Raw genomic sequence first — 13,036 nt, 5'->3', positions numbered from 1 at the left:
AAAATCAGAGGAAATAGTGAGAAAATACACTATTAGTGCCTGCCGTCAGCCGAAAGCGGCGGAATGGAGACTAAAATGCAGAAATTACTATCCATTGTGGTGCCATCCTACAATGCAGAAAAATATCTTGAATATAATCTGAACTCCTTATGCCTGGAAGGAATCCTGGATGAACTGGAGGTTATCGCCGTTGATGACGGGTCAAAGGACTCAACTCCTGAAATCATCGATAGATACGCTGATAAATACCCGGGAACAGTGGTTCCGGTTCACAAAGAAAATGGCGGTCACGGTTCAGGTATCAATGCCGGAATAAAACATGCCACAGGTCTGTATTTTAGAGTTATTGACGCAGACGACTGGGCTAATGGGGAAGATCTCAAAAATCTGATCAGTTATATCAAGAGTCTTTCGGATAATCTCCCCGACATCATCGCCGGCGGATTCTACTGGGTTTACGGGCATGATGATTCAGCTCCTTACAAGGCGGAATTTGAGAAGCCATTTGAGGGAGTAGAGTACAAGCACATTTACAAGTTCGATGAAGTGGCGGAAAAAGCCTATATCAAGATGCACTCCCTGACAATCCGAACGGAGATACTCAAGAAACACGACATTAAAATCGACGAACATTGCTACTATGTAGATACTGAATACATACTTTATCCGATTCCTTACGTGGATACAGTCGTATTTCTGGATGATCACCTATATAGATACAGCATCAGCAGGGCGGGCCAAAGCATGAACCCGCAGCAGATGATGAAAAATAAAACTCAGTATGATCATGTTCTGGAGGAACTTTTTAAGTTCTATGAAAAGGCGTCGACTATGGAGTGCGTATCAGATAAGAAGCGGCTTTATATAGAGCATCTGATATCGAGAGTTTACGCAAGCCGAATCAAGATACTTCTTTGGGACAGGATTTCGCCTGCCACGAGGAAAGAGCTTATAAATATGGAAGAGAATCTGAAAAAGAAGTATCCGGAGATATACAGGAACAATGTTATAAAGGTTGTGGATCTGTTCAGGACAAGCGGATACTGGTTGTACTATCCGGCTGCGGTCGTGCAGCACTTGAAGAAGTAAGGAATAAGTGAAAGAACACCATGTTTCGAAGCCGGATTAGACGTGTAAACTGACGTCGTTTAGATTTTTCGGTATACAGTACTCACAGAATAAATAGAAGATAATGGAAAAAATCAAACTACAAAATGTGGTTTTCGGGAAGGAAAATCCTGAACTATATTTTCACGAGAAAGAAAGAGAAATCCTTCTCGACGGCTATTTCAACTTGTTTGATATAGCCAACAGAAAGAAATATACAGATTTAAAGGATGTTGTTCTTGAGATCAGAGCCAAGCGATACGATACTCTGTTTCTGATGCATGACGATGAACTGATAGCAGAGCATAAGCTTGGTGATGAAGAAATCGCTGAGATTGAGCTGCCCTATCAGGAATATGACGACGGAGTGTTTTGGTTTAAACTAAAGAAAAGTGACCAAAATCCTTCAGATAGTAAAATACAGCCAGCTTTAAGTTTGAATATGGAAGAGGGAGACTGTGGGGACATCCTTGAAGCCGCCTATTACGGTCTCATCGACAGCAAAAGAGAAACCAACATCTGCATCACTATGTGCACCTTTAAAAGAGAAGAGTACGTAAAGCAGAACCTCTCCTTTGTAGAGAATCAGGTGCTGTCAAGCGAAGAGGTAGCCGAGCACCTGAGCATGTATGTTGTTGACAATGGGAAAACACTGGCGGAGGATCCGTATTTTAGGAAAATGGAGAAAAAGAGCCCATGGCTTAGGATTATTCCTAACAAGAATGCGGGAGGCGCTTCAGGATTCACTCGTGGAATGTTGGAGGCTATCAGGGATAGAAAAGATAAAGGTTACACTCACATCCTTTTGATGGATGACGATGTTACCATCATGGAAGATCTCTTTATGCGTTTATACGGACATCTCTGCACATTACGGGATGAATATAAGGACATCCGAGTGGGCGGAGAGCTTTTAAGAAAAGACTTCCCCAGCTACCTGAATGCCAGAGGAGAGTGGAGCGAGAATTACCTTATCCAAAACGATTGTCATCTGGTGGATCTTAGCGACAGAAGAGAGGCTGTAGCCATGCTTTTGAAAAACCGAAACGACAAGAAGCTATATTCCGGTTGGTGGTGCGCCTGCTATTCCCTTGATATGGTGGAAAATTCAGCATTGCCAATGCCTCTTTTCATACATGACGATGACATTTCCTATGAAAGAGAACATGCAGAGAACAGGTTAATGTTTCTGAACGGCATCTCCGTTTGGCACAATGGCTTTGAATTCGGGAATTACGGTGCGAACCAGTACTATCATATAAGAAATAAGCTTATCGCTTCATCTATATATGAGCCGGAAATCAAAAGCACAAAGGCGGCTAAGTGGGTTGCGAAATGTATGATCGCGCTTTTGCTTTCCTATAGATATAAGGAAATCGAGCTGATCAGTAGGGCAGTGACGGACTTTATCAGGGGACCGGAGTGGTTGTATAATGCGGATGCAGAAAAGATAAACAGTAAGGTGAGGGCGGAGTTTTCGAAGGATGCCATGAAAGCGGATGATTTCTCTGAAATTCCGGAGACTGTTAGAAAAAGAATAGAAAACTACCGGAAGAACTATTCAGTGGAGGATCTCAAAAAGTACAACTCAGAAAACAGGACCGGAGGTCATATAATTAGCAAACTGACCTTCAATGGATGGATTCTGCCGACAAACAAGAAATATAAAGAAATGACACTTCTGGATACGCCCTTTGAAGCCTTCAGATCAAAAAATGTGGTGCTGTTTGACCCGGTGGATAGAAAGAGCATCATACTAAAAAAGGATTACGGAAAGTTTTTTGCTTCGCTGATTCTTATTATAAGGGCTGTTGGCAGGATAAAAGCAAATTACGACCAAGTGGCGAAGCGCTATCGGGATGGTGAGCAATCCATAACGACACTGGAAAGCTGGAAGAAGTATCTGGATATAGAATGAAAAGTGCTTACATGCTAGCTCTGGAGGTGATTTTTAGATGTTGGGATACCACCTACAGATAAATGGATTGCCATTATGTAGAGACAATGAGTGTTTGAACCGGGAAGGAAATAATAAATGAGACTTCAAAGTATACTGTTACCCCAAAAGGAAATATGTCCCATAAGTGACCTTTACTACCATAAATATGTGGAAGGACAAATCGATTTTGACGGTTACTTCAACCTTTTTCAGATAAAAAAGCACAAGAAGTATACGGATATCACTGGGCTTAAGCTGTATCTTTCCGCTCCGGGATTTAAAAAGATTGCTTTGATGCACGACCGGGAGGAAGTGGCGGTATATGAAAAAGCTGAGAGTGGACAGAACCTGAATATGGATAATGGGGGCTCCAAGGAGAATCATACGGCTTTATCTTCAGGATCCAGAGCTTTTGGTGTATTCAATTTTCCCTATGCCGACTATGATGAAGGCGTTTTCTGGTTCAGGCTTTACTATGATGAGAAATCCAACATCGATCCTGAGCACCTCGAGGTAAGAGGCTTCATGGGTGGCGAGATCGCTACTGCGAGAGATGTAAATATCGTTGTGGATATCTGCACCTTCAGAAGAGAGCCTTACGTATACAGAAATATGAAGTCTCTCATGACCATGATAGAAGACGCCAAAAAAGCGAAGCTTGAGGGTGACACACTTGGATGTAAAGAGGTCTCCGACCATCTCAAAGTATTCCTGGTGGATAACGGACAGACTCTCAGCCAACACCAGGACATGACTGAGCTTGTGAAGAAGAGCGATGGAATCATCAGCATCTTCCCCAATAAAAACTACGGAGGTGCAGCAGGCTTTACAAGAGGCATGCTAGAGGCTCTGAACCATAAGGAAGAGTACGGGATTACCCACGTGCTCCTCATGGATGACGACGCGGTATTTGATCCGGATGTTTTCGTGAGAGCCTATGGATTTATGGCAACTGTCAAGGAAGAGTACAGGGATCTGAGACTAGGCGGGACGTTGTTACGAGAGGATTATCAAAACATTATCCATGCTTGTGGGGAGTCTTACGGTGACTTTAAGGTTATTAATAAAAACCTCATTACTGATATAAGTAAATACGAAAATTGTATAACCCCCGGGATTTTAAGTACAGATAATGAAAACACAGATTATTCCGGATGGTGGTGCTGTTGCTATCCAATACAGCTTATTGAAAGAAATAAACTGCCTATCCCATTGTTTATTCATTCTGATGACATGAATTTCGAATTACAGTTTTTAGATACCGGAACAGTATTTTTGAATGGCGTCGGTGTATGGCACAAGGGTTTTGAACTGACCTTTATAGGAACCAATGCCTACTATGATACCAGAAATCTACTGATTACGGCTGTATTAGGAGATAGTACCGGTAAAGTTACGAAATCATATGTTAAGAAGAAGATATTGAGACTTCTGACAGTTTACATTTTCAGTTATCAGTATGCTGCAGTGAAGCTGATTTATAAAGGATTGTTAGACTTTCTCAAAGGTCCGGAATGGTTATACACCCAGAATGCGGAGGAGCTTAATAACAGGCTTCGTGCTGAATATGCAGAAGACTTTCCTTTGAGGCCGATGGATGAGTTGGAACTTCCTGAGGAAACATTGGCAGAGATAAAAAAATATAAGAAAAATTATGGTATCGATGAAATAGAATATGTTTATCGTCCCAATGCGAAGTACAAAAAAAAGAAGTATATTTTCAATTTTCTTACCTTAAACGGTTGGATTTTGCCCGCAAACAAGGATATGGTTCCTCATACATGTACTGAAAAACTATTTGAAATTTTTAGAAGCAAAAGGGTAGTATTCTACGAATTAGCCAATGATAAAGCTGCGGTAGTCAATAAGGACTACAGGGAACTGTGGAATTATTTTATGATTTTGATAAAGGCAAATAAAGCGATAGATGACAGATTCGATAAGGCGAAGGAGTCCTACAGACAGGATTTGGTAAAGTATACCACCAAAGAAAGCTGGAAGAAGTATTTGGGGATTTAATTTACGACGCCCGATAATGAGGTTTTCACTTTGTTGAGTGTCCAGACTTTAGGGGACAGAATAGTATTAAATCTGGGTTTTTCTGTGGTCGATAATTGTTGGGGGAGAAATGAAAAAATTAAAAAGTATCATTCCGATAGTGTTTTCATTCTTGCTGACACTAGGTTTGACATATTTTATATATTACAAGTTTGGATATGCTCCATGGGGAAATCGTTCGCTGGCAACGGATGATGGTTACTGGCAGTACATGGATTTCTTTGGATTTTACAAAGATCTTCTTGAAGGCAAGCAAAATCTGGCATTTTCATTCAGTAATGGTTTGGGGATGCCGGGAGTAGCTTTTTTTGCGTATTATCTTTCTTCTCCATGGAATCTGTTGATATCTTTTTTTAATAAAGAAAGCTTTCATGATTTCTTTGATCTTATTGTAGCCCTTAAGTTTGCAACTTCTGCAGCTACAGCTTGCTATTTCTTGAAGAAGAGATTTAAGGAAAAAATCGATCCGATCATTAGTGTAGCTCTTTCTTTATCATTCGCATACATGCAGTATAGTTTCTCCAAAGCCGCATGCGTAATGTGGCTTGATGGAGTATATATGCTGCCATTGATTTTATTGGGTGTTTATAAGCTTGTATGGAAGAAAAAACCTTTGTTATTATCGGTAAGCGTTGGTCTTGCGATTCTTTTCAACTGGTATACCGCTGCCATTGACTGTATGTTTTCAGGTTTATGGTTCCTCATGGAATATTTTATCTGGCTTTCAGAAACCTTGGAGAGAGAAAATGCTGCAGCTGAAAATAATCACAAAGCTATATTCAATGCAAAGACTTTCCTTGAAAAAGCATTATCTTATTGTGGCGCAATGGCCTTAGGAGTCGGATTATCATGCATACTTTTCCTCCCCATGTTGTCTCAGATGCTTCTGGCAACAAGAGGAAGCGTTGACTGGCGAACTCTTGGAATGGGTTTCCACGGAAATATTATAAATGTAATAAAAGGTTATTCTATTGGCATGGCAAGCAGACGGGGAGAGTTAAGTCTGTTTTGTGGTGCTCTTATTTTGGTGGGAGTCATAGGTTTTTTTGCATTAACTCATGTAAAGAATAGTATAAAAAGGTTAGTCGGAATAGTACTTACGATTGGGATACTCAGTTGTTACTGGCAGCCGTTATATTTTGTGGTATCAATATTTCAGGACGCAAGCAGCTATTATTACCGTGGAGAATATGTTTGCTGTATGACGATGCTTTTTATAGCAGGCTATTATTTTTCTGAAAAGAAATACAAAGAAAACAAGCTGTTATACGTGATTGTTGTGTTATATTGTATGACATTGCTGCTGTTTGATTACATTAAGCCGGACTCGGAATTAAAAAATATATATTTTACTGTCATTGCTCAGATTGCAGCATTGGCACTGTGGATGGGTATAGCTGATAACGCGGGAAAGACTATTCGGGCTAAGGTGATGTCAGTTTTGTTGTGCCTGCTTATAGTATTTGAAATGGGCTATAATGCATCACTTCTTATGGAGCAGTATTCATCGCTTACAGATACTGAAGCATATAGAGATTATGAGACCCATCAGGAAAAGCTGGTAAACAGAGTCATCGAAAATGATAATTCTGCATATCGAATGACACAGACCGCGGCAAGATCCGGAGCCATAAACCAGCTTGCTAATCTCAATGAATCCATGGGATTTGGTTATTGGGCTATAGAAAACTATATATCTATGCCTGTAAAGACACAGGTTGAATTTCTGAAAAAGTCAGGATATGTAGTATATAGAAGCATCCTGGTAGAAAAGGTCATGTCTATTCTCCCGATAGATTCGCTTCTTGGTGTTAAATATGTTCTGTCACCTTATGATTATGAGCATTTGATCCATAAAAAAGATTTGGGTAAAGGAAACGGAAAGTCAGTATATGAAAATCCATACTTTATGCCCATGGCGTTTAAGATAAATTCCGTAGAAGAGTTCTCTGAAGATTTTGGGGACAATACATATCTATGGCAGAATGCACTACTGGAATATATCGATTCTGATGCAGAGGGTGTTATAGTTCCAGCCGTTTACTCTGTAACTGAGGAAAGTGAAAGTTCGAGGATCTTCAATATTGAAATACCGGAGGGAAGATATGCCCTTTATGGAAATGTCCCATGGTTTTCGGCAGGAGAAGAACCCTGGTGGCCCAAGGAAGGTGCTATACTTGATCTTAACGGAAGATTGAGTATGAAATATGCTGGTGTCAACGGCATGACGAATTTTTATGTTCCTACTTCAGAAGGGGATACCGGCGCCTATATAAAAATAAGCTCAGGCGTATTGGATCTGTTCAGAGAACCGCAGATATATCTGGTGAATCTGGATATTCTTAAGAAAGTAAGTGAAAATGCCGTAAATGCAGAGCCGGATGACCTTATGGTAAAAAATGGTCTCATGACATGCCATGTTAGTGCATCCGAGGGAGAATCTCTATTCACATCTATACCCTATACTAAAGGCTGGACCATCACAAGAAATGGTGAGGTTATCAAACCTGTGCTGATAGAAGACTGTCTTACGGTTATACCTTTGGTTAATGGTGATAATGATATCAGGATGGAGTATCATACACCATATCTTGCTGCCGGGGTGATTGCGTCTATTGCCTCAATGATTATTCTTTTCGTATGGTCATTCATGGTGAAGGAAAAGAAACAAGTATTATAAACTGTTGTTTGCGAAAAATAAAAGGACTCGTTAGTGTCATGAAAAAAGTATCAATCATAGTTCCGTGTTATAACGAACAGGAAGCTCTGCCTATTTTCTTTGAAGAGACAAATAGAATATTATCTTCTTTGGATTATGAAAATGAGATCATCTTTATAAACGACGGTTCCCGGGATGAAACACTCGAGATATTGAAAAACCTGGCATGCGAGAATTTAAATGTTCGATTCATATCGTTTTCCCGTAATTTTGGAAAAGAAGCAGCCATGTATGCCGGTTTTTGTAATGCCACCGGTGATTATGTTACTGTTATGGATGCAGATATGCAGGATCCGCCTTCGCTGTTACCTCAGATGATTGAAATACTTGAAACCGGAGAGTTTGACAGTGTTGCAACGAGAAGAGAAACCCGTGTCGGTGAGCCACCAATCAGATCCTGGTTTGCTAAAAGATTTTATAAACTCATCAATAAAATATCGGATGCAGATGTAGTTGACGGAGCTCGTGATTTCAGACTGATGAAGCGTGAAATGGTGGAAGCTATGGTAGAAATGGGTGAGTACAACCGGTTTTCCAAAGGTATTTTTGGATGGATAGGTTTCAGAACATATTGGCTCCCCTATAAGAATGTAGAGCGTGTGGCCGGAGAAACAAAATGGAATTTCTGGAAACTGTTTAAGTATGCAGTAGATGGAATAATCAACTTTTCTCAGGTTCCTTTGGATATTTCTTCATGGCTTGGGATGGTCATGACATTTTTTTCTTTTGTTTTCCTTATATTTATAATTGTCAGGAAGCTATGCTTTGGAGACCCCGTTGATGGATGGGCTTCAACAGTATGCATAATTGTGTTTATTGGAGGCCTTCAGTTGTTCTGCCTTGGCGTCATGGGAAAATATGTCGCCAAAACCTATATGGAGTGCAAAAAAAGACCTCATTATATCATTGCAGACAGCAATATAACGAATGTAAAAAAAGTAAATTGAAGTATTTCTGTGAGGAATGAATCCGGAACAGAAAAGATGAAAAGTAACTATAAAAGTCAAGGATTTTCAATATATTACTGTGACATAATTGTCCGTTAAGTGGTGTAAGAATGAGAATAAGAAATAAAACCAATATGATATTCCTGATGATACTATCAGTGCAATTGTTATTTTTGGTATATAAAATCGACTCGTTCCCAAATGTATTTATCGATGAAGCAAACGGAATGTATGATGCATGGTGTCTGGCTCAATGGGGTGTGGACAGCCATTTGATAAAGAATCCGGTGTACTTACAATCTTATTGGGGACAGGGACAGAGTATCCTGTATCCAATACTTGGCGGATTATCTATGAAGCTGTTTGGGTATAAAATATGGGCGTATAGGATTCCGCTTATAATGATTGCTTTATTAAACACAGTTGTGGTTTACTATGTATCATGTAAATACAAAGTCAGAGAAAAGCTATTTTATATTCTTACAATCTGCACATCGCCTTACTTATTAACTATGACAAGATTTAGTATGGATTGTAATGTGGCGATTTATATGATTTCTATAGGTTCCATGGTTATATTTGCCGGTGTGAGTGAATTAAATCATATAAAAAGAAAAATACTTTTAATGATTGGAATTTCCTTTTTAGCGGCTTCAACATACTCATATAATGTATCATGGATTTTTTTGCCGGTATATATACTGGTTATTTCCGCATATCTGATAAAGAGCGGGAAATTAAGAATATCGGAATTAATGTATACAGGCACGACGATGCTCATAGAAATGCTTCCGATAATTATATTTGCAATCAGAAGCAACATAGAATCACTAAATCAGACCATACAAATATTATGGTGGACTTCGCCTAAACTTCCGATAGGAAGGCGAGATGCGTCTATTATTGTCTTCGATAAGAACATTATCCTTAATATTGCACATAATGTATATGACGGCATGAAGATGTTCTTAAGCGGAACTGACGGTTTGAGTTGGAACAGTGTTGCAAATTTTGGACCTTATTATATGTTCTCTCTCCCTTTTTTTATTATTGGGATTTTCGTATTGATTAAAAGAAGAAGCATGTTTGATGGGATAACATTAGCACAGCTGATTGCCATGATTCCGATTGTGATTATAGTTACACCAAACTATAATCACTGGATGTTTTTGCATATCCCTGTTTTATATATAATCGCATGTGGGATTGCAGAATGTTATTTTTCGTTGAACTCCGATAAAAAAATCATCATTGCAATCGCGGCAACCTATACCATCTTTTTTTCCTGGTTTGCAAAACTATATTTCACATCAGATAGATATACTGGATTTAATACTGACGCAAAATTGCAATTGGAGCGGTTAAATACTTCAAATTATGAGAGAGTATATTTTGCATCGGATGATTCTGATTTTATTTGTATGATCAGATGGGCGCTCCCGGTACCACCTTATGACTTTCAGTCGACCAAAGATTACCCGTTTTCTTTAGATCATTTGACTACAAATGATCTATACTCAAATTTTGAGAGATTATCTGAGGTTAGAGATAATTACTATGAAAATGAGGGGGATTCCTTGTATATAATTCAAGACAGTTTTTTTGATTTATATGATAATAAACAATACGTAACAGAAGATAAAGCGATATATTTAAACGGCAGGAAGTATATTGTATACAGCTGATTTATATTGGGGTTTATATAAAAGGTACATAATAACCGGGGAGCAGGCAGATAAATGGATATCAGAAATTCGGATAAAAAGCCAATACTATATGTTATAATACCCTGCTACAATGAGGAGCAGGTTCTTCCGATTTCTTCAAAATTATTTTTAGAGAAGATAAACAGTCTTGTGTCCAGTGGAAAGGTCGGAGATGACTCCCGGATTATGTTTGTGAACGATGGTTCTAAAGATGCAACATGGAATCTAATAAAAGAATACGCAAAGGAAGACGAACATTTTACAGGTATTTCTCTAAGTCGTAACAGAGGGCATCAGAATGCTGTTCTTGCAGGGCTAATGGAGGCCATGGATTATTGCGACATAACTATATCCATTGATTGTGACGGGCAGGATGACATCAACGCAATGGATGAGATGATTGAAAAGTATTATCAGGGTTATGAAGTGGTTTATGAGGTCAGGTCGAACAGAGAAAAAGATACATTTTTTAAAAGATTCTCAGCGGAGAGTTATTACAGGATGCTTGATAAGATTGGTGGAGTTGAAATTGTATACAACCATGCTGACTATAGACTTATCTCAAAAAAGGTCTTAAAAGAGTTTGCCAACTTTCATGAGGTGAACTTGTTTCTTAGGGGGCTCATTCCGTTGGTTGGATTTCCAAGCACAAGTGTTTTCTATGAAAGGCACGAGAGAATTGCAGGAGAGAGCCATTATCCTTTGTCAAAGATGCTTACCTTGGCCTTTGATGGGATTACAAGTCTCTCTATAAAGCCAATCAGACTTATCATATGTTTTGGTTCACTGGTTACATTTATGTCATTCATCGGAATCATTTGGGCGGTTATAGGATTCTTCAACGGCAGCACCGTAGCTGGTTGGGCGAGTATAATATGTCTCATCTGCTTTTTCGGTGGAGCAAACATACTGGCTCTCGGTATAATCGGCGAGTATGTTGGTAAATCATACATAGAGATAAAAGCGCGACCAAGATATATCATAAGTGAAAGGACTTATGAAAAAAAGGTATCTGTTGAAAAAGAGTGAGTTGATGGTGCATAGTAATGTTGGGCATTTAACCATTGGATTTAAAATGATGCGTAGGAAGGAATCGTTATAAGTGACAAAAGGAACTATAAAGAAAAACTACATATTGAATGTAGGAAATCAGCTGATGAATATCCTTGGCACACTGGCGACGACACCATATCTTTCCAGGGTACTGGGGGCAGATGGTATCGGCGCCTTTTCTTACGCTGAGGCTATTGCTTCATATTTTGTGCTGGTAGCGATTTTGGGTACAGGTACTTATGCCCCAAGAGAGATTTCCTATGTTCAGGATGATAAAGAAAAACGCAGCAGGGTATTTTTTGAGGTTCTGCTCTTCAGGTTCATAACTACGGCTTTGATGCTGATGATTTATATCATATGTATGCGTAACAAAGTTCTTCTCTCCATTATGTCCATAAACATATTGGCGGTGGCTTTTGATGTAAGCTGGTTTTTTCAGGGAATTGAAGCATTTGAAAAGATAGTCACAAGAAATATAGTATTCAAGATACTGTATTTACTTTTTGTTTTTTTATTTATAAAATCCCCGGGAGATCTTTTAAAGTATACATTGGGTTCAGCAATACTGAATATTGCCGGTAATGTTTCCCTCTGGAGTTACCTTCCGGCGTATATCACCGGACAAAAAATCACAGAAATCAGAGCCTTCAGGAATTTAAAAGTGATTTTGTCCCTCCTTGTGCCGACCATAGCTATCCAAATATATACTATCTTTGATAAAACCATGCTTGGATTGTTTACGGAAACAGACTTTGAAAATGGCTACTATGAGCAGGCCATGAAGATAATAAGAGTTGTACAAGTTGTGGTAACTGCCCTTAGTGCAGTGATGGCTCCGAGAATCGGATACTATTTTTCAAAGTCAAGACAAGATAAAGTCAGGGAATATATGTTGAAGGCTTTTCGATTTGTCTGGCTTATAAGTATACCGCTTGCTTTTGGAATAATGGGAATTTCGGACAATCTGGTTCCCTGGTTTATGGGCACTGGGTATGATAAGGTGATCATACTTCTAAAGATACTGCCTATTCTGACGGTAATCATTGGTATAAGTCAGATTACGGGCATTCAGTATCTGATACCAACAAACAGACAGAATATACTGACTAAATCAGTTGTTATTGGCGCCACGGTCAATTTCTGCATAAATCTCATCCTTATACCTAAACTCTATTCGGTGGGCGCTGCGATTGCGTCAGTGATTGCAGAAATAGTGATAACCGGAATTCAGTTATGGTATGTGAGAAAGGAGCTTGATGTAAGAGAAGCTATGATATCCGGGAAAAATTACCTCCTGGCAGGAATAGTGATGATTATAGTACTCAGATTGGAAAATCTGAAGTTTACAGTATCGGTAACGCATACGATGTTGATGATTTTCTCAGGATCACTGTGTTATTTCGGGATGTTGCTAATCATGAAGGATGAGTTCTTTATAAATAATATTTGGGAAATAGTGGATAGAGTTAAGAGATATCGTAGGGATAAAACCAATGACTGAGAATAC

At 39.1% G+C, this 13,036-nt stretch carries 8 protein-coding genes; all 8 read left to right on the top strand.

The genetic code is table 11. The features are described 5' to 3' along the window. Positions 1–75 precede the first annotated feature (75 nt). On the top strand, positions 76–1,089 hold the full coding sequence (locus T357_RS0112920) for a glycosyltransferase family 2 protein (protein WP_031553375.1): 1,014 nt from the start codon (positions 76–78) through the stop codon (positions 1,087–1,089). Between the two features lie 103 nt (positions 1,090–1,192). Next, on the top strand, positions 1,193–3,025 hold the full coding sequence (locus T357_RS0112915; protein WP_031553374.1) for a glycosyltransferase family 2 protein: 1,833 nt from the start codon (positions 1,193–1,195) through the stop codon (positions 3,023–3,025). Positions 3,026–3,142: 117 nt separating this feature from the next. Beyond that, positions 3,143–5,065 carry a glycosyltransferase family 2 protein gene (locus tag T357_RS0112910; protein ID WP_031553372.1) on the top strand — a complete coding sequence of 641 codons (1,923 nt, stop codon included), beginning with the start codon at positions 3,143–3,145 and terminating at the stop codon, positions 5,063–5,065. 109 nt (positions 5,066–5,174) lie between these two features. After that, positions 5,175–7,784: a YfhO family protein gene (locus T357_RS0112905; RefSeq protein ID WP_031553370.1), complete on the top strand. Its 2,610-nt coding sequence runs from the start codon at positions 5,175–5,177 to the stop codon at positions 7,782–7,784. 38 nt (positions 7,785–7,822) lie between these two features. Continuing rightward, positions 7,823–8,770, top strand: coding sequence for a glycosyltransferase family 2 protein (locus tag T357_RS0112900; RefSeq protein WP_031553368.1), 948 nt, complete (start codon positions 7,823–7,825; stop codon positions 8,768–8,770). Between the two features lie 110 nt (positions 8,771–8,880). After that, positions 8,881–10,455 carry a hypothetical protein gene (locus T357_RS0112895; RefSeq protein ID WP_031553366.1) on the top strand — a complete coding sequence of 525 codons (1,575 nt, stop codon included), beginning with the start codon at positions 8,881–8,883 and terminating at the stop codon, positions 10,453–10,455. Positions 10,456–10,509: 54 nt separating this feature from the next. Next, positions 10,510–11,505 (top strand): glycosyltransferase family 2 protein, encoded by a 996-nt coding sequence (locus T357_RS0112890; RefSeq protein WP_031553364.1) that lies wholly within the window; start codon positions 10,510–10,512, stop codon positions 11,503–11,505. A gap of 73 nt (positions 11,506–11,578) precedes the next feature. After that, positions 11,579–13,030: a flippase gene (locus T357_RS0112885; protein WP_031553362.1), complete on the top strand. Its 1,452-nt coding sequence runs from the start codon at positions 11,579–11,581 to the stop codon at positions 13,028–13,030. The last annotated feature ends 6 nt before the right edge of the window (positions 13,031–13,036 follow it).

Origin of the sequence: Oribacterium sp. FC2011, assembly GCF_000701645.1 — a bacterium.
In the GTDB taxonomy this organism is placed as follows: Bacteria; Bacillota; Clostridia; order Lachnospirales; family Lachnospiraceae; genus Oribacterium.
The sequence above is the reverse complement of the archived record's forward strand: the minus strand, read 5'-3'. Positions and strand labels throughout refer to the sequence as shown.